Genomic DNA, 25,542 nt, shown 5'->3' on the forward strand with positions numbered 1-25,542 from the left:
CGAGCACACGCCGCTATCCCCGTGGACACGGCCCCGCGTTCGGGTTTTACCTTCGGGCATGAGCTCTCGCCGAACAGGGTTGGTTCTGATCCTCGCGCTCGCGGCGGGCTGCGGCGCTCCGCCGCCAGCCGCCCAGTCGCCGGCGCAGCCCGCGTCGGAGGGGCCGACCGGCTCGGCGTCCCCGGAGCCGACGACCTCGGCCCCCCCGGAGCCGAAGCCCGCGGCGCCCCCGCCGGACGCGCAGGCCCCCGCGGCGGCGACGCCGGTCGAGGCGCCCCCGCCGCCGGCCACCTCGAGACCGGACGGCAACGTGAGGCCCGGCGCGGCCACCGCGACCGGCACGCTGGGGGGCAACATCTCCGAATCGCAGGTCCGCGACGTCGTGGAGAAGCACGGCGAGCTGTTCGACGAGTGCTACAAGATCGGCGTCAAGAGCTCGCCGAAGTTCACGGGGAAGGTGACCGTCAAGGCGACCATCGGTCCGACCGGCAGGGTGAACAGGGCTGACGTGGTGAGGTCGACGGCGAAGAATCAGCAGGTCGATCGCTGCGTGGCCGATGCCTTCGAGAAGATGCAGTTCCCCTCGCCGCAAGGCGGGGTGACGACCGTCATCACCTTTCCCATCGAGTTCAGCGGCGTCGAGCTCGTGCAACCCTGAGGGGAACCCTGGCGGCGCGAGGCCAGGTTCTCCCTGGTCGGGCGTGAGGTCCCGCTGAACTTGCCCGGCCCCCTGGGAGGGGGCCTACCGGAGACGCGCGACCATGAATGAACCTGGACGACGAGGTCCTGGGCGCGAGCTTCCTCGAAGGCCGCGTCGGGCTTGAAATTTACAGTGCTTCACGGTGCGACGTCACACCAAGAGGCCATGGCACACACGGTCGACCCAATGTTTGTCATGAGAATCGCTATTTCGCGTTGCGCAAAGCCCCGTCCGGAAGACACCATGAAGCCTCGCTCTGGTGCTTTCGGCGGCTCGCCACGGTCCGCCGCCACAACGCCTAACTTCTTGGGAGAGCCATGAACTCGAGATCTCGCCTGTCGTCCTTCGGTCGGGTTCCGGTCGGACATCTGCTGCGGGTCGCGTGCATCGCTGCGGCGCTGCAAGCGGCCGCGTGCTCCAGCGATGACGGCCCCAGCAGCGCCGGGGACAGCGGCGGCACGACGGGGAGCGCGGGCAGCGCGGGCAGCGCGGGCAGCGGCGGAGACGACCTCGGCGGCGTGGCCGCGGGCAGCGGCGGAGGCGACTTCGGCAGCCTGGCCACGGGCGCCGGCAGCGGCAACAGCAGCTCGGGGAGCGGCACGCCCAGCAACGAGGACACCTGCGATGGCCTGGACAACGACGGCAATGGCATCGTCGACGACGTCGACGTCGGCGGCGACGGCGTCTGCGACTGCCTCCGCATCGCCACGCTGGGCGAGCCGGGCCGGTGGGGCGACGGCGACGTCTTCGAGTCCTGGTTGAACCAGCGCAGCATCAACGGTGCCGTCGGCCTGAACGGCGCCGAGCTCACCGCGGAGGAGCTCGCGAAGCACCAGGTCATCGTCATCCAGGACGTGAGCGACATCGGGCGCACGTACTCGGACGCCGAGGTCGAGGCGCTCCGCGACTGGCTCTCGAAGGGCGGCGGCCTCATGACGTTGATCGGGTACGGCCAGACCGAGGAGCGCGAGAACGTCAACACGCTGCTCGCTCCGCTCGGCGTCGGCTACGACGAAGCGCAGATCCTCCCGAGGCGAGGCGGCGCCACGGTCCCCATCACGGAGTGGAGCGGAGGGCATCCGGTGCTCGACGGGATCGAGGCTGTCGGCGTGGACACCGGCTACCCGGTGGTCGGCGAGGGCGCCACGCTGGCGACCGGCGACGGCCACGACGTGCTGAAGGCGCTGGAGGTCGGCGATGGCCGGGTCCTGGTCTGGGGCGACGAGTGGATCACCTACAACAGCGAGTGGGTCGATCATCCCGAGTATCAGGTCGAGCGCTTCTGGCTGAACGCCATCAAATGGATGACGCCAGCCAACGAGTGCCAGGTGGCCATCCCACCCCAGGTCAACTGAGCCCCTCGACCTCCCGCGCAGCGATCACGCCGCCCGGGAGCCCTCGGCGCGCCGCGGGCCGGTCACGGTCCGGTAGAGCTCCTCGTATTTGCCCACCATCACGGCGCTGCTGAAGCGCTCGCGCGCGCGGCGCGCGCAGGCGGCGCGATCGAAGCGGGCCAGGCCCGCCGCGAGCGCGGCGAGGCGCGACAGGTCGCCCGGCGGCGCCAGGTAGCCGGTGACGCCCTCGTCGACGATCTCGGGGAAGGAGCCGCGGCGAAAGCCGAGCACCGGGGTGCCGCAGAGCATGGCCTCGATGGCGATCAGCCCGAACGGCTCCTCCCACTGGAGCGGGCAGAGGACGGCGCGGGCCCCGCGCAGGAGCGCGACCTTGCGGTCGTGGCCCATCTCCCCGAGCTCCGGTATCCCGCTCTCCCGGAGGCGCGGGGCGACCTCCTGGAGATAATAGATCTGGTCCTTGGGGTGCGCGCGGCCCGCGAGCTTGATCGGCAGGCCCGCGGCCCTCGCGATGTCGAGCGCCAGGTGGGTCCCCTTCTCCTCGGCGTAACGGCCCAGGTGGGCGAGGTAGCCCTCGTCGCTCAGGCTCGGCGGATAACGCGCCGGCGTGACGCCGTGATGGATGACGCACGAGCGCGGCAGCGGGATCTCCAGGGCGCGCTGCCGCGCGCTGATCGCCACGTACGCGACCTCCGGGTGGCGCGCGTAGATGCGCGAGCTCTCGCCGCAGGGCGCGTGGTGCAGGGTGTGCACCGCCGGGACGCGGACGAAGCGGGTGAACGGGACGGCGATCGGGCTGTTCACGTGGATCACGTCGAACCCGTCCTCGCGCGCGATCTCCGAGAAGGCCCAGGCGACGTGGTTGACCTCGTCTTCCGGCACCGGAGGCCAGCTCGGGCTCCCGTAAAGGGACCGGCGACGGCAGGTGACCACCGAATCTCCCGTCGCGAAGAGCGTGACCTCGTGTCCACGCGCCGACAGCCCCTCGGCCAGCTCGTGACAGAACAGCTCGGTCCCGCCGTACCCGGAGGGAGGCACCCGGATGAACGGGGTGGAAACGATCGCGATCCGCATGCTCGTTGCTCCTCGGTCGCCGCGCCGCGACCGGGCGCCATGCTCGCCCCCGCTCGCTGCGGAGCGCATACCCGCACTCGAGACCCATCAACGAGCATGCCAGCGGGCTGCTCCCCACCTGCCCGGCCGAGGGGGCGCGCGAGGACAGCTGCTGCGCAGCAGACGCAGCGCAGCGCGGCGCGGCGCCCGCCGAGGCAGCGCGATCCGGACCGGCGCGCGGCGGTGCGGCGCTTTCTTCAGGCGTCCCGTGCGTCTAGGATGCGCCCTCCCGCTCGCTCCTGCGCGCGGGGCAGCGGGGGAAGCGTCGAGAGCCCGAGCGCCTCTGCCAATCTGCACACAGGTGGTCAATGACTTCGAGATCGAATCGTTACGGATCCGCGCTCGCGTTGAGCATTTCGCTGGTGGCCACCGCGGGCTGCCAGGTGGCCACGATGCCCGATCGCGGCCTCATCAATGAGGACACGGGAGGGAGCGGCGGACAGGGAGGAACGGGCGGAGGGGGCGGCGGCGGTGGCTCCGGCGGCAATGACGGCGGCGGCGGGAGCAGCGACGGCGGCGGCGGGAGCAGCGACGGCGGCGGCGGGAGCAGCGACGGCGGCGGTGGCTCCGGCGGTGGCGATGGTGGCTCCGGCGGTGGCGATGGTGGCTCCGGCGGTGGCAACGGCGGGAGCGACGGTGGCGCCGGCGGAGTCGATGGCAACGGCGGCAACGGAGGCGACGCTGGAGCCGGCGGGGACGGCGGAGCGGGCGGCATCGACGGCTCCGGCGGCGGCGGCGGCAGCGTCCCGTGCACCGGCGACGCCGACTGCCCCGCGCCTGACAGCGAGTGCGCGATCGCGAGGTGCATCGACGGTGGATGCGCGACCGAGCCCGTGGCCTCGGGGACGCCCGTGAAGGTGCAGATGGCCGGCGACTGTCGCGAACGCGTCTGCGACGGTGACGGCGCGGTCACGGAGGTCGACGACGACGACGATTTGCGCGACGACCACAGCCAGTGCACGGTCGACTCCTGCCGCGATGGCTCGCCGATCAACGACCCGGTCGAGACCGGCACCTGGTGCTCCCTGGCCGACGGCGGGCTGTGCAACCCCGCCGGGGTCTGCGTGCAGTGCCTTGTCGACTGGGACTGCCCGACCGAGGTCTGCATCGACTACGTCTGCCAGGTCGCCTCGTGCGAGGACGGCCTGCACAACGGCGACGAGGGCGGCATCGACTGCGGCGGCAGCGCCTGCCCTGCGTGCGGAGCGCCGGCCAGGGTGACCTCCGTCGACTATCCGGTCATCGCCGTCGGCGGCGCGCTCGTGCTCACCGGCTCCGGCTTCACCGGGGCGACGGGGGTGACCGTGGACGTCGTGCCGCAGCCCTTCACGATCGACTCCGACACGCAGATCACGATCCCCGCGCTCTCGGGCGCGACGCCGATCGGCCCGGCGGACATCGTCGTGAACCGGCCGGGGGCGCGGTGGACGTCGTTCCCGGTGACGGTGATCCGGCTCCAGATCAACGAGGTCGACGCCGACACGCCGGACACCGACGAGCTCGAGTTCATCGAGATCAGCACGGGCTGGCGGTACGTGAACCTCGCCGGCTACACGCTCGTGCTCTACAACGGGGCCACCGACGGCTCCTACAGCGCGATCGAGCTCAACGGCACGACGGACGTGAGCGGCCTCCTGCTCGTCGGCAACAGCGGCGTCCAACCGACACCCGCCCTCGTCTTCCCGACCAACACCCTGCAGGACGGCGCGAGCGCGGTCGCCTTGTACCAGGCGCTGCCCGCGGAGTTCCCCACGTCCACGCCGGTCACGGCGGCGCGCCTCATCGACGCGCTCGTCTACGGACCGGCGGCCGAGCCGGACGCGCAGCTCTTGAACACGCTGATCTCCAGCGCTCCGGGGGCCCCCGGACGCGTCCAGGTCAGCGAGGGCGCGACCTCCGCGCTGTCGCAGGCGCAGTCGATCCAGCGCTGCGCCGACGGCCGCCGCGACGGCCGCCGCTTCGGGGCGGCGGCGCCCACCCCTCGCAGGCCCAACACCCTCCCCTGCCCCTGAAGGCGCGGCGCGCCCGGGCGCGCCGCCGCCGCCCGGCGCTGGGCTCCGGGGCTCAGCGCTCGAGGTGGATCTCGAAATCCTCGATGCTCACGGCGAGCTCGTAGCGCTCCTCGATGAGCCCCGCGAGCTCAGGGAACCCGTTCAGCGTGTCGCGCGAGTCGATCACGTCGCCGGTCACCGAGGGGAAGACGTCGTGGCGCTCGACAACGATCGCGGCCGGCGGGCTCGCGGCGAGGTCGCGCATCAGCGCGTCGCGCGCCTCCTGCCGGGCCCACGCCGCGCGCTGCGGGACGTTGTAGAGGTAGCGCGTCGCCGGCGGGCGATCGGCGAGGTCGTAGATCACCGGCTCGAAGCCCCACACGAACACGGGGCGCCCCGGCGCGACGCGCTCGCGCAGCCACGCGGCGACCTCCCGGTTCGCCGCGGCGTTGACGTCGGCGACCGACGCGAGGCGATCGAGGCGCGCCTGGTCCCTCGCGCCGGTGGCGAGCACCGCGATCCGCTTGGCGCAGCGCTCGATGTAGTCGTCGGCCACGTCCTTGGTCGCGGAGCGAGCGAAGGCGGTCGCGACGAGCGCCGCGAGGAGCGCCGCCGCGGCCGCCTTCGCGCCGGACCGGGTGCACCGCTGCCACGCCTTCCAGAGGCCGAGCGCGGCGAGCATCGCGGTGAGCGGCCACGTCGCGCCGTAATGGTAGGGGAAGAACTTCGCCTGCATCACGACGCCGACGAGGTGCATGGCGATCACGCCCGAGAGCAGCGCCACGCCCGCCCGCTCGTGGCGTTCGGGGTGCAGCGCGACCAGGCAAGCGAGGCCGAACGCGAGCGGGCCGGAGTAGTGGACCAGCCACTCGCAGGCGCCGTACCACGCCATGCCGAGCACGCTCGCGCCGCGCCACCCGAGCGCTGTGTAGTGCGGCGTGAAGACGAAGAGGACCTCCCACAGATCGCCGAGCGCGCCCCTCAGGGCGAACCAGGCGGCGCAGGCGAGCACGGGGAGCACGCCGCCCAGCGCGATGAGCAAGGCGGGCCGGAGCGCCGCCCAGAGGAGCGCGGCCGCCGTCGAGCGGACCGGCCCGGGCGCAGGCGGCGCAGAGCGCGCCGGCTCGCCCTGGAGCGCGGTCGGACCGGCGCCGATCCAGCGCTGCACGGCGGCCCGCTCCGAGGCGCGCCGCGCGAGCTCGGCGAGGGCGGGCGCGGCCAGCGCGACCGCGAGCACGACGCCGCCCCCGGCGAGGGGCGGCTTGAGGAGACCGGCGGCGCCGAAGAGCGCGCCCGACAGGACCAGCGCGGCGCCGCGGGGCGCCGGGCGCGGCGCGCCGTCGCGGCCGCGCGGCGTGGCCACGAGCAGCGCGGCGATGGTGAGCATGCCGCCGAACGACTCGGGCTGCGCCGTGTGCCAGAAATCGAGCTGGGCGTGCACCAGCACGGCGAGCGCCGCGGCGACGACCCCGATCCGCCGGTCGCCGAAGAGGCGGGCGGCGAGCGACGCCATCGCGAGGCACATGCCGGCGAGGCCGAGGACCTCGAGGACGCGGATACCCCACTGCGCGGGGCCGAAGAGGGCGCGGGCGAGCGCGTAGATGAGGAAGATGCCGGGCGGCTTGAAGTCGAACGCGTCGCGGTAAGGCATGCCGCCGTCGAGCACCGCGCGCGCGATCATGGCGTAGATGCCCTGATCGCGGCCGTAGCCGTAGGTCAGCACCTGCAGCAGCAGGAACGCGATGACGCCGAGCGAGGCCGCCCGGATCGCCCGCGCCCCCACGACGCGCGGCGGCCCGGCGGCGAGGAGCTCGCGCGCGCTCTCGCTCGAGGGGGCCAGGGGGGCGGGGGCTGCGGTCGCATCCGGCGCGGCGTCACGCACGGGGCCCTTGTACCGGCTGGGGCCCGCCAGCGTCTACGTGCGTCGACATACGATTCCAGCCGCCCTGGCCTCGGTGGAGGCGCGCCCAGGTGGAGGCGTGCCTCGGTGGAGTCGGCTCGCCGTGGCCGAGACCGACGCAACTGACGCAACCGACGCGCCGACGCGACCCACAAAAAAGGATACACACCGGACGAACACTGTGTCGTTGCTCTCGAAGGGCGGGCGGCGTATACGACCGTGCCGCCTTGCCCGGAGAGGTGAAACGGGCGCTCACGGCGGCGCGCGTTGGAGGCGCGAGAAGCGATGGTCGAAGTCCGCATGCCACAGCTCGGTGAGAGCGTGGTCGAGGGAACCGTCTCGAGGTGGCTCGTGCGCGAGGGCGATTTCGTCAAGCGCGAGCAGCCGCTGCTCGAGGTCGCGACCGACAAGGCCGACACGGAGATCCCGGCGCCCGTCGCGGGTCGTGTCTCGCAGATCGCGGTGGCCGAGGGCACCGTCGTCGCCAAGGAAGGTCTGCTCTGTCGGATCGACGAGACGGCGCAGGGCGAGGCCCAGGCGACGGCCCAGCGCGCGAGCGCGCCGCCGGCGCCGGCGCCGTCCGAAGCGCGGCCCGCCGCGCCGGCGCCCGGCAGCAACGGACACGACGAGAGCGCCCGCCCCCTGACGAGCCCGTCGACGAAGAAGCTCGCGCGCGAGTCGGGCGTCGACCTGCGCGACGTGCACGGGACAGGCGATCACGGCCGGATCACCCGCGACGACGTGATGCGCGCGGCGCACGGCGCGTCGGCCGAGCCGGCGCCTCAGCCGAGCGCGGCGGCCCAGCCGGCGAGCGCGGCCGCGGAGCTCTCGCAGCTCATCCAGGCGAGCGGCGGGTTCGTGCCGCCGGTGCCCGGCGTCGGGTACGGCGCGTACAAGGTGCCGCCCTACTCCCCGAAGCCCGGCGACAAGGTGGTGCCCTTCAGCCGGCGCCGCCGCATCACCGCCGACCACATGGTCTATTCCAAGGTGACGTCGCCGCACGTGGTGACGGTCGCCGAGGTCGACCTGCACGAGACGTCGAAGCTGCGCGACCTCCACAAGGACGAGTTCAAGCGGGCGGGCGTGTCGCTGACGTTCCTGTCCTTCATCTGCGCCGCGGCCGTCCGCGCGCTGCGCGAGCACCCGGAGTTCAACGCTCGAGTGCTCGAGAACTCGTACGTGGTGCTGCGCGACGTCAACCTCGGCGTGGCGGTGGACACGCCCGGCGGCCTCATCGTCCCGAGCATCAAGCACGCGGACGAGCTGTCGCTGCGGGGCATCGCGAGGAGCATCGACGAGCTGGCCGGGCGCGCGAAGTCCGGCAAGATCACGGCCGACGATCTCGCGAACACGACCTTCACGGTCTCGAACCCCGGCCTCAAGGGGAACCTCTTCGGCGGCGCGATCATCTCGCAGCCGAACGTGGGCATCCTCCGGATGGGGGAGATCAAGAAGCGCGTCGTGGTGGTCACGAAGGACAAGGAGGACTCGATCGCGATCCATCCGGTCATGTTCCTCGCGCTGTCGTACGACCACCGCATCATCGACGGGGTGCTGGCGAACTCGTTCCTCTGGCGCGTCACCGACATCCTCACACGCGGGGAGTTCGAGGTATGAGCGCGACAAGCGAAGTGCAGGGCCTGCGGGCACTCAATGAGGTCGATCCGGAGATCGCCGAGCTGATCCGCCTGGAAGAGCGGCGGGAAGCGGACACGCTCCGGCTCATCGCGAGCGAGAACTACGTGTCTCGGGCGGTGCTCGAGGCGACGGGCTCGGTGCTGACGAACAAGTACTCCGAGGGGTACCCGCACAAGCGGTATTACGAGGGTCAGCAGCAGGTCGACGTGGTCGAGGAGCTCGCGCGGACGCGGGTGGCCAAGCTGTTCGGGGCCGACCACGTGAACGTGCAGCCCTACTCCGGGAGCCCGGCCAACCTGGCCGTCTACCTCGCGTTCGCGCAGGCGAACGACACGATCATGGGCCTCGGCCTGCCCGCGGGCGGGCACCTGACCCACGGCTGGTCGGTGAGCATCACCGGGAAGTACTTCAAGAGCGTCCCGTACGGGGTTCGCGAGAGCGATCACCGCATCGACCTGGATCAGGTCCGCGACCTGGCGCGCGCCCACCGGCCGAAGCTCATCTGGTGCGGGACGACGGCGTACCCGCGGACGCTCGACTTCGCCGCGTTCCGGGCGATCGCCGACGAGGTGGGGGCGATCCTGGCGGCGGACATCGCGCACATCGCGGGCCTCGTGGCCGCGGGGGTGCACCCGTCGCCGGTGGGCATCGCCGACGTGGTGACGTCCACGACGCACAAGACCTTCCGGGGCCCGCGCGGCGCGATGATCCTCTGCAAGAAGGAGCACGCGGGCGCGATCGACAAGGCGGTGTTCCCCGGCCTCCAGGGCGGCCCGCACAACCACACGACCGCGGCCATCGCGGTCGCGGCGAAGGAGGCCTCGGAGGAAGGGTTCCGGGCCTACGCGAAGCAGATCGTGGTGAACGCGCAGGCGCTCGGGCGCGCGCTGGAGTCGCGCGGCTTCCGGCTCATCACCGGCGGGACCGACAACCACCTCTTGCTGATCGACATGACGCCGAAGGGGATCGCAGGCAAGCCGTACGCGCAGGCGCTCGATCGCGCGGGCATCGTGGCGAACTACAACTCGATCCCGTTCGATCCGCGCAAGCCGTTCGACCCGTCGGGGCTCCGCATCGGCACGCCGGCGGTGACGTCGCGCGGGATGGGCGTCGCCGAGATGGAGCGCCTCGCGGCGTGGATGGATGAGGTCGCGCAGAACGTGAACGACGAGGCGCGCATCGCGCGCATCGCCGCCGAGGTCGCGGAGCTCTGCCGCGGCTTCCCGGCGCCCGGCATCCGGCTCTAGCCGGCCCTGCGCCGAGCCACGGCGCTGCGACCGAGGACGCCACGGAGAGCGATCTCCTGGCGTCCTCGGCGCTTTTGTGGCCGATACCCGAGGACGCCGGGGAGAGCGATCTCCTGGCGTCCTCGGCGTCCTGGCGCCGTCACTTCACGTAGAGCTGCGCGGCGGCGACGCCCGATCCGGAGGTGGCCTTCACGATGTACTTGGCGTTGATGCCGACGGGGAGCGACCAGCGATAGCAGTTGCCCCGACCGCCGAGCGCGGCGTTCGCGCCGCTCGAGTTGTCCTGCGCCAGCACCGATGAGCCCATCGGGATCGGGGTCAGCGCGACGAGGCTGATGTCGAGCTCGGTGATCCCCGCGCCGACGCCGACGATCGTGTAGCACTTGCCGGGCATCAGCTGGATCTGCTGCTCCAGGGTCTGTCCGGCGCTGAACTGCCCCGCGATCGGCCCTCCCTCCTTCGTCATGCCGGGCGCCTCGGTCGCAGCGAGGTTGTTCAGCGGGATCGTCGCGGCGGAGGCGAGGTTCGGATCGATCGCCGACGCGCTGCCGGAGCTGCTCCCGCCGCTCGGGGCCGGCTGCTGCCCGCCGGTGGTCTGCTGGCCAGGGAGCGGGAACGGCCAGGGAAAGCCGCCAGGCTGCGCCGTCGGGGCAGGCTGCGTCGTCGTCGGGGCAGGCTGCGTGGGGGCAGGCTGCGTGGGGGCAGGCTGGGTCGGAGCAGGCTGGTACCCCGGCTGCTGGTAGCCGGGCTGCTGGTACCCGGGCTGCTGATACCCCGGCTGCTGGTAGCCGGGCTGCTGATACCCCGGCTGCTGATACCCGGGCTGCTGGTAGTAGCCGGGCGGGGGCTGGTTCGCGTAGCTCGGCGGCGTGGACGCCTCCCGCTGTTGACAACCAGCAGCGAGGGCGGCGGTGAGGACCAGGGCGGACAGGACGCCAATCGTACGGAGCAAAAGAACCTCCTCGAATTTCCGGCAGAACGCCGCGTTCAATCTCACTGACGGGCTCGCGACGCAACGGGTCGCTCGCGGGAGCTCCCCGGCGCGCCCCCCCGAAGCCCGCTCAACCGGGCTCCAGGTCCGTCCGCCGGATGTCGCTTTGGACGTGGCACGCCCTCGCTTTCATCGCTCCCATCCGACGGATTGATGCTGCTTCTGCCATGATTTCCCGGGTTATTGCGGCCAGGCGCGGCTGGCTCGGGTCAAAAAGTGAGGTAGCCTACGGCATGACTGACCACGGCTCCCGAGCGAAGCTCGATCGTCCCGGAGAGTTTGCTCAGTGGTTCCTGGAACGAGAAATGCTGGCGAGCGCCGGCATGGGGCTCGCGGCCGACAGGGCGCGGCTGCACCTCGGACGCGCGGTCACGTTCCTGGAGCAGGGGATGCTGCGCGAGTCGCTTGTGGAGGCGAACTCTGCCGCGTACCTCGATCAGGCGATCCGACCCGAGGCGCTGCTCATTGCGCGCATGTGCATCCTGCGCGAGTTCGTGGGCGAGCCCGGCGGCTGAGCGGCGCGAACACTCGGACGCTCGCGCCGGCTTGCCAGCGGGCTTGCGCCGCCGGCGCAGCCGCGCAAGACGCCTCGCGCATAGCCCCCGCCCCCTGGCGGGTGTATGAGCGCCACGAGCACAGCTGTCCCAACGAGGGGCCGCGGCATGCGGCAGGGCTGTGCGCGAGGAGGCCGCAGATGACGGTGACGGGTAGGTCGTTGGGTTCAGCAGTGCTCCTGGCGCTGTCGGTGGCAGCGCTGGGCTGCGGCGGCAGCAGCAAGGAGTCGGAGTTCGCGGACGACGCCCCGGACGCGGGGACGCCGCCGCCCCCGCAGCCGACAGCGTCCGTGCCGCCCCCGGACGCCGGCCTGCCCCCGGTCGCGGTGCCCACGGTGGCGCCCTGCGATGGAGTCCAGTCGCTCGCGATGACCACCATGTTCCAGGGTCGCGCCGCCGGCGAGGCGCCGAAGATGCAGCCGGAAGGGGCGCCCGTCTGCAGCGTGGTGCCCGAGGGACAGACGGCCTCTGGGCAGACCTTCATGCTCCAGCCGGGCAATTGCTACACGTTCCTGGCGCAGGCGCTCCCCACCGTCACCGAGGTGGACATCCAGCTGGAGATCGACCTGAACGCCGGAGGACAGCCAGGGCTCGCTGCGTTCAACCTGAAACCGGTGCTCGCTGTCGACTCCGACACCGGCCCGACTGCCGCCATCGGAGCCAAGCAGAGCTGCTACCAATGGCCGTTCCCCATCGCGGCGACGGCCAAGCTGGTTGTCAAGGCGCGCACCGGCTCGGGACCGGTGGCGGCGCAGGCCTACAGCCGCAAGAAGTGAGCTGACCTCGCCGCGGGGGCGGCGGCGGCGTCGAGCCGCCCGGCTCCCTGGCGGCGCGCATTGCCGGCGCGCCGCGCGCGCCCCCCCGGTGCGCGCGCTGGACGCCCACCGCCGCCCCGGCGATGGCGCGCCGGGGCCATGGAGCAAGAACGGCCACGTCGCCGTGGCCGCCCTGCGCTCCGCTGGGAGATCCCGTAAGACTACAGGAGCGCGTCCTTGATGGCCTTGATCGGCCGAGCGCGGACCGACTTGCTCGCCGGCTTCGCGGCGAAGGTCATCGGCTGCTTGGTAAACGGGTTGATCCCCTGGCGCGCCTTCGTCGCAGGGCGCTTGACCACCCGGAACTTCGCGAAGCCGGGGAGCGTGAACACGCCCGACTTCTTCAGCTCGCGATGACCGATCGTGATGAGGGACTCGAGAACGTTCTTGACCTGCTTGCGGCTCAGCTCATCACCGGCAGCTTCGGTGATGGCCTGGATCAGGCCGCTCTTGCTCAACGTCTTCTTCGCGCCGCCCCCGGCCGTCTTCTTACTTGCCATGGCACTCTCCTCGGACATGAGCTCGCGCGCGACACCTCGCCGCGCACAGCCTCAGTGAACCTTACACACGGCACAGGACAAAAAAAGACAAAAATGCGGGGAGAAATAGCGATTTCTGAGACGGGGCATCGCGCGGACCCCTGAAAGACCGCGCCGGAGCGGCGCGCCAGAGGGGGAACCAGCCGCCGCGAAGGGCGGCGGCGCGGCGCCGTCGCGGTCCGGAGAGCGTCAAAAAACGCCTGGAGTCGCGCGGTTTTACGCGCTTCACGTCCTGCGCGCGCCGCCTGGGGCGGCCGCGGAGGCGGCCGCCGCGACCTGGGCATACCCGCGGAGACGCGCGGGACAGGCCCTCAGCCGGCGCGCAGCTCGTCGAGGAGCGCCCGGGCTGCCTCGAGCGAACCGTCCTCCGAGACGGACTTGTCGAGCATCAGGCGCGCTTTCCGGCGGTCGCCGGCCGCGAGCGCCATCGCGCCGAGGTGGTAATAGGCGAGCGCCCGCGCGGCGGGCGTCGTGCCTCCCTCGCCGGGCTCGGGGGAAATCTTCATCAGGGTGACCGCGCGGTAAGCGCGCGCGGCGATGTCCTCCTCCCCCAGCCCGAGCGCGCTCTCGCCGAGCTCCATGGCGATCTCGCCGTTCTGAGGATCGTTCTCGAGCGCCCTCGTGAGCGCCGTGAGCGACTCGTGCAGATTCCCCTCGGCGTCCTCGATCCGCGCGACGCGGTGGTAGACGGCGCCGAGGTGCCGCGAGCGGCGCCCCTTGGCAGCCACGATGAGCTCGGCGGTGACCGCGCGCGCCTCCCTCGAGTCGCCCGCGGCGATCAGCGCGTCCACGAGCAGGAGGGCGACCTCGTTCTCCTCGGGGCGCAGGGAGCGCGCCTCCCGGAGCGCCGCGGCCGCTTGCGCGGCGTCGCCGACATCGAGCAGCAGGCGGCCGGCGGCGACGAGGAGCGTGAAGCGGCCGGCCACGTCGGACGCCGCGGCGGCGTCCTCGAGCGTGATGGCGGCGAGCTCGCGGTTCGCGCCGATCTCGGCGTAGAGCGCGCGCAGGCGGTCGCGGATCTCGGCGTTGCCCGGCGCGGCGCGGAGCGCGCGCTCGAGCCCGCCGCGGGCGTCGCCCAGGTGGCCCGCGCGCGCGCAGGCGCCGGCCAGGAGGAGCGCCGTGGCGACGAGGGCGTCGCCCTCCTCGAGCGCGATGAGCCTGCGGTAGACGGCGCTCGCGGCGTCCCACCGCGCGGCGGACTCCTCGAGGCCGGCGAGCGCCTTGAGCGCGGCGCGGTCCTTGGAGTCGGCGTGGAGCAGATCGCCGAGGTGGGCGCGCGCGCGCTCGACGTCGCCCGAGCGCGCGAGGATCTCGGCGAGGCGCAGCCGGAGCGCGCGCGGCGAGGCGGCGCCCGCCGCCTCCGCCGCGGCCTCGCTGGGCGCGCCCGCGGCCTCGGCCTCGGCGGACCGCGCCGCCGCGCGCCCGAGCGCCCGCTCGAGCTCGGCGACGAGCTCGCTGGCGTACTCGGCGCCGCCGAGCGCGTAGGCGCGCTCGAGATCGGCGACGGCGCGGTCGCCCTGGCCGAGCGCGCCGTGGATCTCGGCCCGCGCGCGGTAGAGCCACGGGTCGTCCGGGCTCGCCTCGAGCGTCGCCGTGAGCGCGCGGGCCGCGCGGGCGTGATCGGAGACCGCGCCGCACGCGTCGATGAGCGCGATCAAGACGTCGCGATCCCCGGGCGCGACGCGGAGGGCGCGCTCGAGGAGCTCGGCCGCCGCCGCGGCGTCGCCCGCGCGATCGCGGAGGATCTCGGCGGCGCGGCAGAGCGACTCGACGCGCGCCTCGTCGCCGTCGGCGCCGTGCGCCGTGAGCACGTGGAGCTCGGCGAGGGCGTGCCAGGCCTCGCGGGCCGCGTAGCGCGACGCGAGCTCCTCGCGGAGCCGATCGTTCGCGGGGTAGACGGCGTACCCGGCCTTGAGGGCGGCCTCCGCCGCGGCGTCGTCGCCGCGCGCGCCGTGCAGCTCGGAGAGCTCCAGGGCGAGCTGGGCCGCCTCGGCGCCCTGCTCGGTGCGCAGGAGCTTCTCGAGCGCATCGATGAGGTCTTCCGCGTTGTCGCGCTTCCGGCTGAGGCGCACGAGCGCGCGGAGCAGGTCGCGGTTCGCGCCGTCCCAGTCCGCGGCCCCGAGGTAGACGTCGCGCGCGCCGCGATCGTCGCCGCGCTGCTCGAGGAGGGCGCCGAGGCGCATCGAGATCGACGCGATCGACGTGACGTCCGCGCGATCCTTGGCGGCGTCGAGCTGCAGCGCGAAGAGCTCGCCGAGCTCGTCGGTGCGGCCGGCCTCCTCGAGCATGGTGGCGAGGAGGATGGCGGCCTCCACCTGGGTCGGATCCTCGTCGAGGATGTCGCGGAGCAGGACCGCCGCCTCCTCCGACGACTCCCGCGCGAGGAGGCGCGCGCGCTCGAGGCGCAGCGCGCAGCGCTCGGAGAGATCGTCGACGAGGTGCGCCGTCTCCTCGAGCAGCGCGGAGAGGCGCGCCGCGTCGCCGCTCCGCCGGTACACGCCGGCGAGGGGCGTCCAGATCTCGCGCTCGGCGGGCTCGCGGGCGCGGAGCTCCTCGTAGAGGCGCGCTGCGCGGGAGAGGTCGGCGAGCGGGCCGGCGGCGAGCTCCGCGGCGTGCAGGAGCAGCGCGCGCTCCTCCTCGGGCGCCGAGGCGCGCGCGGCGCGCTCGCAGAGCGACGCGGCGGCCGCGAGATCGCCGGCCTCCTCGCGGAGCTCCGCGAGCGCGACGAGCGCCCACGCGGAGCCGGACGGATCGGACGAATCGGACGAACCGGACGAAGATCGCGCGCCCGAGCCGACGATGCGCAGCAGGATCGACTCGGCCAGCCCGCGATCGCCGAGCGCGCGGGCGGTGCGGACGGCCTCCTCGAGGACGCCGGGGCCCTCGATCTCGGCGAGGAGCAGCAGCGCGTCCACGAGGGCGCGCGGCCGCCCGCTCTGCCGGGCGAGGCGCTCGAAGAGGCGGATCGCGCGCGGGTTCCTCGGATCGGTGCGGAGCGCGTCGCGCAGGATCGCCTCGGCCCGGTCCGGATCGGCGTGGAGGTCGAGCGCCTCTTCGAGGAGCGAGATCGCCTGATCGACGTCCGCCGCGTCCGCGGCGAGCAGCGCGGCCAGGCGGTACCGCGGCCCGGCGCGATCCGCGACGCCCGTGGAAGCGGCCGGCGCGTCGGCGAGGCCGATGCGCTTGCCGAGCACGTCCGCCTGCGCGGCGCGATCGCCGAGGCGCGCGTAGATGGCCTCGAGCGAGCTCCACAGCTGATCGATGTCCGCGCCCGCGTCGCGGCCCGCGGGCGGCGCGCCGGCCGCGATCTTCGCCTCCGCACGGCGGTAGACGGCCGCGGCGCGCTCCTGATCGGCCGGCGAGAGCTCGAGGGCGCGGCCGAAGCGGAGCAGGAGCGCGACCTCGTACGGCTCGGAGGCCGCCCGGGCGACGAGCCGCTCGACGAGATCGAGGTACCGCTGCGTCTGGCCCGAGCGGCGCGCGAGCTCGAGGGCGGCGTCGTGCGCGGCGCCGGCGCCCGGGGTGAGATCGAGGGCGCGCAGGCGGGCCGAGAGCGCGAGCTCCGGGCGATCGAGCGGGCCTTCGTAGAGCGACGCGAGCTCGCCGAGCGCCGCGGCGGCGTCCTCGGCGGGCCCCTCGGCAGGGCCGGCGAGCCGCGCCTCGAGGGCGCGCGCGAGCAGGTCGTGGCGCCCGCGGGCGCGCAGCGCGGCGAGGAGCTTCTCGTGCTCGGCGTCGCTCTCGCGCGCCGCCTCGAAGGCGGACTCGACGTACTCCGCCTCGCGCTCGGGCGCCCCCTGCCGGCGCGCGATCTCGCCGAGCGCGAGCAGGACCTCGGCCCGGCTGAACGAGGTGGAAGGCGGGAGGCCCACGCTGGAGCGCATCGGCGGCATCGTGCTGCGCCGCGCGCCGACGAGCCCCTCGCCCTCGTCGCGGGGCCGGCGCGCGACGAGCAGCAGCGCGCGGTAGGCGCGGTGCGCGCGCTCGAGCTGGCCGTCCTCGAGGGCGAGGCCGGCGAGGCCGTGGAGCGCGTCGGGGTGCGCGGGGTCGACGCGCAGCGCGAGGTCGAACTCCGCCATCGCGCGGGCGCGATCGCCCGTGGCGAGCGCGACGCGGGCGAGCTCGTAGTGGACGAGCGCGCGCTCCTTGGGGCGGCGGGCGCCGAAGTCGGCGATGATCCCGCGCAGGGCCGCGGTCGCGTCGTCGGTCCTGCCGGCGGCGGAGAGGGCGCGGCTCCGCGCGAGGCGCAGCGAGAGGTCGTCCGGCGCGAGCGCGATGGCCTCGTCGAACAGCGGGATCGCGGCGGCGGGCGAGCCGCCGCGCGTGAGGTAGAGGTCCGCGGCCTCGCGGAGGAGCGAGAGCCGGGCCGGCGCCTCGTCGGCGCGCGCGGCGTCGCCCGCGATGAGCGCGGCCAGGGCGCTCCACGCGCCCGACGCGCGGTAGAGGTACGCGAGCCGCTCGCGCAGCGGCGCGGGCTGCGCGGCGCGGGGTAGCGCTCGCTCCAGGGCGGCGCGGGCGCGATCGGGCTCGCCAGCGGCGAGGTACGCGTCCGCGAGGCGGAGCGCCGCCTGGTGCAGCTCCTCGGGCGCCGCGCCGGCGCAGAGCCGCTCGAGCGCCTCGGCGGCGGCTGCGTGCTCGCCGCGGCGCGCGAGCAGCCGGGCGAGGGCGTCGAGCGCCTCGACGGACCCGATGTCCGCGGCGCGGCGGTAGCTGACGATCGCGCGCTCGGGCTCGTTGAGCTCGTGCTCGGCGAGGGACGCCGCCTGGAGCCAGAGCTCGGCGGCCGCCGTGCCGGCGTCCGCCGACCCGCGCGCGGCCGCCTGCTCCTCGCGGAGCAGCATGAGCTCCCGGTGCAGCCCGCCCGCCTCGAGGAGCGAGGCGAGCCTGTCGATCGACGCGCCGTGCCCCGGGCTCTCCGCGAGGTTCCGGCGGAGCAGCGCGATCGCCTCGGACGCGCGCGTGGCGTCCGCGAGGAGCTCCGCGGCGTCGTAGCGGAGCGCGACGCGGCGCTCGAGATCGCCAGAGACCTCGATCTGCAGCTCGCGCAGGCGCACGAGCTCCTCGCGCCGCCGGGCCGCACGGAGCAGCGCGGCGAGGCTCTCGCCGACCGACTCGTCCGTCGGATCGTCCGCGAACAGCCCGCCGTAGAGGGCGATCGCCTCGCCGGGCTCCGCCGCCTCGGCGGCGACGCGCAGCAGCCGGCGCCGCTCGCTCGACGCGAACGGGAGCGCGGCGCCGCGCCGGCACAGCGCGACGATCTGCGGCCTGTCGCCCGCGCCCGCGAGCATGCCGACGAGCGCGTCGATCGCCCAGAGGGCGGCGCGCGAGGCCGGCCACGCGCCGGGCGCAGGGGGCTGCTCCTCCTCGTCGACGAGGCGCTGCACGGCGAGATCGAGGAGCTCCGCCGCGATCTCGCGGGCCCGCGCCGCGTCGCCCGCGTCGCGCGCCGCCTCCACGGCCTCGCGGTAGAGGGCGAGGTCGTGCCCGGTCGCCGCGGCGAGCCGGAGCAGCGTCGGGACGAGCGAGGGCCCACGCCGCCGCCGCAGGAGCTCCGCGAGATCGAGCAGGATCGCGCGGTTCGCCGGGTCGTGGAGGAGCGCGCGCTCGAACGCGCGCTCGGCGGCGTCCTCGTCGGCGCGCGCGTCGCGGTGCCAGCGGCCCACGCGGGCCGTGAGGTCGCGGAGCGTGGCGGCAGGGACGTCGCCGCGGCGCTCGAGCTCGGGCAGCGCGTCGGCGATCGTGTGCCAGCGGCCCGCGAGGTCCGTGAGCCGCAGGAGGCCCTCGGGCGGCTCGGCGCCGGGCGACAGGAGGAACGCGCGGAAGGCGAGCTCGAAGGCGCCCTCCCGATCGTCGCCTCGCTCCTCGAGGAGCGCCGCGGAGGCCTTCAGGATGGCGACCCGCTCGGCGTCCGTCCCGGCCGCGGTGAGCCGCGGCTCGAGCAGCGCGATCTGGCCGCGCCAGTCGTCCGCGTCGGCGCAGATCTCGAGCAACGCGCCGACGGCGGCGACCAGCGCGCCGCGGTGCTCGGCCGACGCCGGGTCGATGCGGCGGAGCAGCTCCTCGAGCCCCGCGCGCGGCGCGGGCGAGCGCGCGTCCCGCTCGCCCCCTTCGGCCGCCCCCCACTCGCCCTCCCCGCCTTCGCCCTCGCCGCCCCCGCCCTCGACGCCCGCGCGGCGCGCGTTCCGCTCGGCTTCGTGCGCGCGGCGGTAGCCCTTCACGGCGAGCTCCCACGCGAGCGTGCGATCGCGGTGCGTGTCGCCGAGGCGCTGGAAGAGCTCCACGCTGCGCGCCGCGCCCGCCCCGCCGGGGAGCGCGCCGGCCGCGGACGCCTCGACCTCGAGCAGCGCGACGAGGTCGCCCCAGCGCTCCGCGCGCGTGTAGAGCGCGGCCAGCGCGTTCCCGCTCTCCGGGTCGGGCGCGAGCTCCTCGCGGATGCGGCGCCAGGTGGCGATGGCCTCGTCGGCGTCGCCGAGCTCGCGCTCGAAGAGCCGCGCGACGCGCCCGAGATCGCGCCGGCCGCCCGCGCCGCCGCGCACAGCCGCGCGGCGCTCCAGCACGGCCGTGAGCTCGCGGTACCGCCCGCCCTCCTCGAGCAGCGCCGCGAGTCCGTCGAGCGCCGCGAGATCCTGGCGGTCGTCGACGAGGCGCGCCGAGTACGCCGCGATCGCCCGCGCCTCGTCGCCGAGCCGCGAGGAGGCGAGCCGCGCGAGCTCGCCGAGAGCCTCGCGCCGCGCCGCCGGGTCCGTCTCGATCGCGGCGAGCGTGTCGAGCACGTCGCACCGCTCGACGACGCGGTCGGCCTCCGCGAAGAGCCGATCGAGCGCGCGGGCGGCGTCCCGCGCGGACTCCGCGTCGCCGCTCGCCTCGGCGAGCGAGAAGAGCCGGCGGAAGAGCGCGATCGCCCCGTCGGCGTCGCCGAGCCGGTCGCGGCGGAGGAGCGCGGCGTCGCGCACGAGCGAGAGCGCCTGCCGCGCGTCGCCGGCGCGCGGCTCGGCCGCGGCGAGGACCTCGGCGAGGCGGTCGTGCCGGCCGAGGCGCTCGGCGAGCTCGGCGAGCTCCGCGCGATCGCCGGCCTCCGATGGCGTGAGCTCGACGAGCTCGGCGAGCCGCGCAAACGCGCCCGGCTCGTCGCCGAGGGCGTCGCGGCGGAGCCGCACGATCTCGCGCAGCAGCGCCGGGCGGTCGCCGGCGTCGGCGCCCTCGAGCTGGATCTCGAGCACGCGCACGAGGTCGGTGGGCCTCGCCTCCTCGCGGTAGTGCTTCGCGAGCAGCGCGGCCGACCGCTGCCGCGCGGCGAGCGCGCCGGCCTCACCGGCGGGCGCCTGCTCGGGCGGCAGCCCCCCGAGGATCCGCTCGAGCAGCGCGAAGGCGTCGACGGGGCGCGGCGCCGCGCGGGCGGCGCGCGGCTCCGGGGGCGCGTCGAGGAGCTTCTCGACCACGGGGAGCGCCGACGCGGCGTCGCCGACGCCCTCGATCCAGAGGAGCGCGACGCGCTCGCGGAGCCGATCCGCGGCGTCGCCGGAGAGCCTCGGCAGCTCGGCCGACAGGAGATCGATGAGCGGGCGGTGCCTGCCGTGCCGCTCGTAGAGCCGCTCGAGCGCGGCGCGGGTGCGCGCGTCGTCCTGGAGCGGGAGGAGCTGCTCGAGGTAGCGCATCGTGCGCTCGCCGTCGCCGGCGAGGTCACGCGCGACGGCCGCGGCGTCCTCCAGGAGGAAGACGCGCTCGTCGGCCGCCGAGGTGCGCTCGAGCATCGCGTCGTAGAGCGCGAAGAGGTCCTCCCAGCGCTCGGCCGCGTTGTAGGCGAGCTTCAGCCGCTCGAAGCCCCAGAGCGAGCCAGGCACGAGCTCGACGAGCCGGCGGAGCAGCGCGAGGGCGGTCTCCGGCGCGTCGAACCACTCCTCGTGGTGCTCGACGGCCCGCCGGCCGATCTCCTCGACGATGTCGGGCGGGAGCGCCGCGCCCGCGTCGAGCGCCGCGGCATGCGCGGCCGCGACGCGCTCGGGCTGCTTCGCCCGGCGGCCGAGCTCCTCGAGCCGATCCCAGAGGGCGAGCTCGCCCGGCAGCTCCGAGACCGCGCGCAGGGCGACGCCGAGGCCGCGCGGCGCGTCGTGGTCGTGGTGATCGAGCAGGCGCTCGAACCAGCCGCGGCGGACGGCGGCGCGCTGCGCGGCCGCGAGGCTGCCCGCGTCGAGCAGGGCGCCCGGCGCGGCGTCCGCCGGCGAGCTCGCGAGGAGCGCCTCCAGCAGCGCGACGCGCGCCTCGGGATCGTCGAGCGCGTCGCACGCGCGCTCGAGGAGGAGCGCCGCGCGCGCCTGCGTCTCGGGGCGCCCGAGCGCGCGCTGCACGATCTCGATCACCGCGGGCTCGATCGTCCCGGCCTCGATCGCGGGCGCGACCGCGTCGAGCGCGTCCGCCGGCCGATCCAGCCGATCGAAGAGGAGCGTCGCGAGCTCGACGTCGAGCGCGACGCGCGCGCTGCCCTGACTCCGGTCGCGGCGCGCCGCGAGCACCTCCGCCGCGCCCTCGTGATCGCCCACCTCGGCGAGGAGGCGCCCCCGCGCCGCGAGCGCGTCGTCGTTCTCGGGATCCGCCTCGAGCAGCCGGGCGTAGAGCGCCGCGGCCGCCGCGCGGTTGCCGATCTCCTCTTCCCACGCGGCCCACGCGGAGAGCGCCCTCGGGCGCTCGCCCTCGCGCCCGCGCTCCACGAGGAGCGTGAAGAGCCAGCGCCGGTCCACGCGGCGCGCGAGCGTGTCGGGGCTCTGCGCGAGGAACGCGCGGAACGCCTCCAGGGCGGCGGCGTCGAGCGCGCCCAGCGCGGCGTCGCCGTCGTCCTGGGGCGAGAGCAGGCGCCGGTAGACGGACGCGGCGTCGTCCTGCCGCTCGGGATCGGCGGCGAGCACGCGCGCGAGCGCCGCCTCGATCGCCCGGGCGCGCGCCGCCGCCCTGCCGGCGGCCGCGCCCCCCTCCCCGTCGGCGCTCATGCGATCGCGGAGATCGAGCGCGGCGTCGACGAAGCGCGACGTCGCGCGCGCCCGGATCGCCGCGTCCTCGAGCGCCGCGAGCGCCGCGAACGCCTCGTCGTCGGACGCCGCGGTGTCGAGCAGGACCTCGCAGACGGCCGCGAGCCGAGCCCAGGCCCCCTGCCCGCGGTAGAGCGCCGCGAGGCGGGCGGCGGCGTCGCGGTGCTTCGGCGCGACGGAGAGCACGCGCTCGTAGAGCTTCTGCGCTCGCTCCGGATCCGCGAGCGGCCCCTCGGCGAGCCCGGCGGCGCGCTGCCAGGCCGTCACCGCGGCCTCGAGGTCGCCCGGAGCGGCCTGCGCCGCCGGGGCGTCCGCCGCGCGCGCGGCGTCGGGCGCGTCGGCCGCGCGGATGCCGAACGCCGCGAGCTCACCGAGGCGCTCCAGCCAGAGCGCCTCGTCCAGGGGATCGCCCGCGGCGGCGACGCGCCGCTCGAGCACCTCGCGGAGCAGCGCCGGGTCGCCCGCGGACAGCGCGAGCGCCTCCATCGCGGCGAGCGCAGCGCCGTCGAGCGCCGCGCCGCTCGAGAGGCTCGCGCGGTAGTGCGCGACCGCGCTCGGGACCTCCCCGCCCCTCGCGGCCGCGTCCGCCATGCGCAGCTCGTGGGCGACGCGCGCGTCGGGCGCCACGCCCGGGAGCCGCTCGGCCAGCGCGCCGTAGAGCGCGCCCCACGCGCCGCCCGCCGCGTACGTATCGAGCAGCGCCTCGTACGCCGCGTCGTCGCCCGCGTCGTCCTCGATGGCCGCGCGGTAGGTCGCGGCCGCCCCGGCGAGGTCGCCGACGTCGCGGCGCTGGATGGTGCCGATGGCGTGCAGGAGCTCGCGCCGCCGCGCGGGCGCGCACGGCTGCGCGAGCGCCTCGCGGTAGAGCGCGAGCCGCTCCTCGGGGCTGCCCTGCTCGCGCAGGAGCGCGTCGACGCGCGCGATGAGATCGAGCGACGAGGGCTCGAAGGCGAGCGCGCGGCGGTAGAGGGCGAGCGCCTGGGTCACGTCGCCGCTCGCGAGCAGCGCCTCGCCCGCGCGCCGCGCGAGGTGCGACAGCGCCGGGCTGTCCACCGCGCGATCCCCGAGCGCCCCCGCGAGCGCCGGCGCGCGGCGCGCGGACTCGCTGCCGTGCTCCGTCAGCCGCTCGACCTCGGCGACCCACCGCGCGAGCCGCTCCGGCGCGTACGCGGTCGCGAGCGAGAGCCCGCGCGCCGAGAGATCGAGCGCCTTCTTCGGGTCCCTGAGCTCGCGCTCGGCCACGGAGGCCGCCTCCTCGAGCGCCGCGAGCCTGCCCGACACGTCGGCCGGCGTCGGCGCGGACGCGCCGGGGGCCCACGCGACGGGCCCGAGCTCCGCCTTCGTCTCGAGCACGCGCACGAGCAGCGGCGCCGCTTTCTCTGCGCGCGCGATCGGCTCCAGCACCGCGCAGGCCGCGAGCCGCTGATCGTCGGTCAGCAGCAGGTGGGAGCTCTGCCGCGACGATTCCGCGCCGGCGGCGCTGTTGCCCGGGGGCGCGCCCAGCATCTTCTCGACCGCGAGCCGGCTCGGTCGGTCGGTCGGATCGAGCGCGAGCGCCTCGCGGTACGCGACGATCGCGCCGGCCGGATCGTCGAGCCGCGCCATGCGGATCGCGCCGATCCGGGCGAGCACCGAGGCGCGGTCCTGCCCGGCCGCGAGCTCCGCCTCGGCCTCGAGGAGCGCCTCGAGCTCGGCCCAGCGCCGCTCCTGCTCGAGCAGCGGGACGAGCCGCGCGTGCGCCTCGCGCGACGGCCCGAACGCCGCGAGGTAGCGGCGCCAGGCGGCGACGGCGGCGGGCAGATCCGCGAGCCGGGTGCGCAGCTCGGCCGCGCGGAAGGCGAGCTCCCGCGCCGCGCGGCGGTCCGGCTCCGCCTCGGCGCGCCGCTCGAGGACCCACGCGAGGCCCTCGTGCGCCGAGGTGGCCTCGTACAGCCGCTCGAGCGCGGCGAGCGCGCCCGGCTCGCGCGAGGAGCCCGACTCCGCGAGCCTGCGGTAGGCCGCGATCGCGCCCGCGGCGTCGCCGAGCTCCTCCTCGTAGAGCCGCGCGAGCCGCTCCGCCGCGGCCTCGCGCGCCTCGGCCTCCGGCTCGGCCTCGGCGAGCCGCTCGAGCGCGCCCGCGAGCCCGCGCGCGTCGCGCTCGCGCTCGCAGAGCTTCGCGAGCCCGCGGGCCGCGCGCCGCGCGGCCGCGTCGTCGGGCTCGCCGTCGAGCGCCTGCTGGAACGACGCGCGCGCCTTCCTGCCGTCCCCGAGGCCCTCGTACAGCTCGCCGAGCTCGGCGGCGATGCGGGCCTTGAGCGGCTTGTCCTTGGCGCCGGCCGACGCGCGCACGAGCACGCGCGCCGCGTCGGCCTGACGGTCGAGCGCCGACGCGAGCGCGACGAAGCGCTCGCGCACCGCCTCGTCGGACGGGTCGACCGCGAGGATCTGCTCCGACAGCGAGAACGCCGACGCGAGATCGCCGAGCCGCTGGAACTGCAGCTCGACGAGCCGCTTCTGCACCTCGACGCGGCGCGGCCCGCGCAGGTTCTCGATCTGGAGGGCCATCATCCGCGCCGCCTCCGGGGCGTCCCCGCGGCGCGCGTGGGCCGCCTCGAGCGCCGCGGCCGCGCGCACGAGGACGGTCTTGCGCGCGAGCAGGGCCTCACCGGCGCGGAGGGCGGCCTCGTGGCCCGGGCTCTGCGCGAGCACCTCCTCGACGTGCGGCAGCGCCCGCTCGATCTCCTTCAGCGGGCCGCTGTAGAGGTCGATGAGCCGCGTGCGGATCTCGAGCGCGTCGGGCGGCGGCGCCTCCGCGGTGAGCGCCTGCTCGAGCATCCTCGCGATCTCCTGGTGCCGCCCGGCGCGCGCGTAGCGCGCCTCGAGCTCCCAGCGCGCCGAGGCGTCGGCGGGGTCGACCTTGAGGATCTGCTGGAGCAGCTTGATCGCGCGCTCCTCGTCGCTCGCGCCGTTTCCGTTGACGTCGACGAGCTCGAACGCGCGGCGGAGCAGCGACAGCTGCTCGGCGCGGTCCGGGCGGTGGCCCGCCGCGAGGGCGTAGAGGTCCGCGAGCTTCGCCGGCTCGTTCGCCTCCTGGAGGATGCGCTCGAGCCGGAAGAAGGACTCCTGGTGCGAGGGCAGCACGGAGAGCGCCCGCTCGAGGTAGGGGCGAGCGCCGCCGGGGTCGCCGAAGGAGTCGGCGAGGAACTCGGCGGCGCGCACGAGGACCTCGGCCTGGGCGGCCTGCGGGAGCATCCCGAACCGCCGCTCGCCGACGAGGCGCTCGTAGGCGAACGCGAGCTCGGAGAACCGGTCGTGGCGGGCGGAGGTCTCGTGGAGCTTCGCCCAGAGCTCGGGGTGCAGGCTCCCCTTGGCCGCCGCGGCCACGAGCACGTCGAGCGCGGCTGCCTCGTTGTCGATCCCCTGCTCGAGCGCGGATTCGAGGTTGTCGATACGGAACGAGACGCGCGCGCTCTTCGTGTCCTGCTGCATGTGGATCCGGACCTCGGCTGGCGGTGGAGCAAGGGGCCGGCGTGCCGGCGCTTCCGTCGAACCTGCGCCCGCAGTGCGCTGCGGAGCGCTGCCCAAGGTAACAGGAGCGTTTCCCAAATGGGCTCGGGGATCGGGGCCCGGCGCTGGGGGGGCGGGCTCGACCGCCGGGGGCGGCGTCGCGCGGCATGCGGGAACGCCGCGGCGGCGCGACGAATGG

Annotated in this window: 12 protein-coding genes; 7 read left to right on the plus strand and 5 right to left on the minus strand. The window is 75.1% G+C overall.

Annotated elements, in window-relative coordinates; all coding sequences use genetic code 11:
• Window positions 1-58 precede the first annotated feature (58 nt).
• Both WME82_RS34985 and WME82_RS34990 read left to right on the plus strand, forming a co-directional pair.
• A complete protein-coding gene (locus WME82_RS34985) occupies window positions 59-658 on the plus strand; it encodes a TonB family protein (RefSeq protein ID WP_438038842.1) in 600 nt (199 codons plus the stop codon).
• 359 nt (window positions 659-1,017) lie between these two features.
• On the plus strand, window positions 1,018-2,055 hold the full coding sequence (locus WME82_RS34990) for a hypothetical protein (protein ID WP_438038843.1): 1,038 nt from the start codon (window positions 1,018-1,020) through the stop codon (window positions 2,053-2,055).
• A 24-nt stretch (window positions 2,056-2,079) separates the two neighbouring features.
• Here WME82_RS34990 and WME82_RS34995 read toward each other — a convergent pair whose 3' ends face one another.
• Window positions 2,080-3,126 carry a glycosyltransferase family 4 protein gene (locus tag WME82_RS34995; RefSeq protein ID WP_438038844.1) on the minus strand — a complete coding sequence of 349 codons (1,047 nt, stop codon included), beginning with the start codon at window positions 3,124-3,126 and terminating at the stop codon, window positions 2,080-2,082.
• Between the two features lie 386 nt (window positions 3,127-3,512).
• On the opposite strand from WME82_RS34995, the gene WME82_RS35000 reads away from it, so the two are divergent.
• A complete protein-coding gene (locus WME82_RS35000) occupies window positions 3,513-5,177 on the plus strand; it encodes a hypothetical protein (RefSeq protein ID WP_438038845.1) in 1,665 nt (554 codons plus the stop codon).
• A gap of 52 nt (window positions 5,178-5,229) precedes the next feature.
• On the opposite strand, the gene WME82_RS35005 is transcribed toward WME82_RS35000, so the two are convergent.
• Window positions 5,230-7,038 (minus strand): glycosyltransferase family 39 protein, encoded by a 1,809-nt coding sequence (locus WME82_RS35005; protein ID WP_438038846.1) that lies wholly within the window; start codon window positions 7,036-7,038, stop codon window positions 5,230-5,232.
• Between the two features lie 318 nt (window positions 7,039-7,356).
• On the opposite strand from WME82_RS35005, the gene WME82_RS35010 reads away from it, so the two are divergent.
• Window positions 7,357-8,673 (plus strand): dihydrolipoamide acetyltransferase family protein, encoded by a 1,317-nt coding sequence (locus WME82_RS35010; protein WP_438038847.1) that lies wholly within the window; start codon window positions 7,357-7,359, stop codon window positions 8,671-8,673.
• Window positions 8,670-9,941, plus strand: a complete 1,272-nt coding sequence (gene glyA, locus WME82_RS35015; protein WP_437740844.1) for a serine hydroxymethyltransferase — start codon at window positions 8,670-8,672, stop codon at window positions 9,939-9,941. The genes WME82_RS35010 and glyA overlap by 4 nt, the downstream gene beginning before the upstream one ends.
• Before the next feature lie 139 nt (window positions 9,942-10,080).
• On the opposite strand, the gene WME82_RS35020 is transcribed toward glyA, so the two are convergent.
• The gene (locus tag WME82_RS35020) at window positions 10,081-10,893 is read right to left on the minus strand and encodes a hypothetical protein (RefSeq protein WP_437740845.1); all 813 of its coding nucleotides are present in this window, start codon (window positions 10,891-10,893) and stop codon (window positions 10,081-10,083) included.
• A 206-nt stretch (window positions 10,894-11,099) separates the two neighbouring features.
• Here WME82_RS35020 and WME82_RS35025 point away from each other — a divergent pair, with 206 nt between their 5' ends.
• Both WME82_RS35025 and WME82_RS35030 read left to right on the plus strand, forming a co-directional pair.
• Window positions 11,100-11,447, plus strand: a complete 348-nt coding sequence (locus WME82_RS35025; protein ID WP_438038848.1) for a hypothetical protein — start codon at window positions 11,100-11,102, stop codon at window positions 11,445-11,447.
• 179 nt (window positions 11,448-11,626) lie between these two features.
• Window positions 11,627-12,262 (plus strand): hypothetical protein, encoded by a 636-nt coding sequence (locus WME82_RS35030; RefSeq protein ID WP_437740847.1) that lies wholly within the window; start codon window positions 11,627-11,629, stop codon window positions 12,260-12,262.
• Between the two features lie 200 nt (window positions 12,263-12,462).
• Here WME82_RS35030 and WME82_RS35035 read toward each other — a convergent pair whose 3' ends face one another.
• Both WME82_RS35035 and WME82_RS35040 read right to left on the minus strand, forming a co-directional pair.
• Window positions 12,463-12,801 carry an HU family DNA-binding protein gene (locus tag WME82_RS35035; protein WP_012239209.1) on the minus strand — a complete coding sequence of 113 codons (339 nt, stop codon included), beginning with the start codon at window positions 12,799-12,801 and terminating at the stop codon, window positions 12,463-12,465.
• A 350-nt stretch (window positions 12,802-13,151) separates the two neighbouring features.
• The gene (locus tag WME82_RS35040; RefSeq protein ID WP_438038849.1) at window positions 13,152-25,325 is read right to left on the minus strand and encodes a tetratricopeptide repeat protein; all 12,174 of its coding nucleotides are present in this window, start codon (window positions 25,323-25,325) and stop codon (window positions 13,152-13,154) included.
• Window positions 25,326-25,542 lie beyond the last annotated feature (217 nt).

The organism is Sorangium sp. So ce128 (genome assembly GCF_051525245.1).
GTDB classification, from domain to species: domain Bacteria; phylum Myxococcota_A; class Polyangia; order Polyangiales; family Polyangiaceae; genus Sorangium; species Sorangium cellulosum_B.

Coding starts and splice junctions, on each gene's coding strand:
- WME82_RS34985 (WP_438038842.1), top strand. CDS start 59: ATGAGCTCTCGCCGAACAGGGTTGGTTCTGATCCTCGCGCTCGCGGCG.
- WME82_RS34990 (WP_438038843.1), top strand. CDS start 1,018: ATGAACTCGAGATCTCGCCTGTCGTCCTTCGGTCGGGTTCCGGTCGGA.
- WME82_RS34995 (WP_438038844.1), bottom strand. CDS start 3,126: ATGCGGATCGCGATCGTTTCCACCCCGTTCATCCGGGTGCCTCCCTCC.
- WME82_RS35010 (WP_438038847.1), top strand. CDS start 7,357: ATGCCACAGCTCGGTGAGAGCGTGGTCGAGGGAACCGTCTCGAGGTGG.
- glyA (WP_437740844.1), top strand. CDS start 8,670: ATGAGCGCGACAAGCGAAGTGCAGGGCCTGCGGGCACTCAATGAGGTC.
- WME82_RS35025 (WP_438038848.1), top strand. CDS start 11,100: ATGATTTCCCGGGTTATTGCGGCCAGGCGCGGCTGGCTCGGGTCAAAA.
- WME82_RS35030 (WP_437740847.1), top strand. CDS start 11,627: ATGACGGTGACGGGTAGGTCGTTGGGTTCAGCAGTGCTCCTGGCGCTG.
- WME82_RS35035 (WP_012239209.1), bottom strand. CDS start 12,801: ATGGCAAGTAAGAAGACGGCCGGGGGCGGCGCGAAGAAGACGTTGAGC.
- WME82_RS35040 (WP_438038849.1), bottom strand. CDS start 25,325: ATGCAGCAGGACACGAAGAGCGCGCGCGTCTCGTTCCGTATCGACAAC.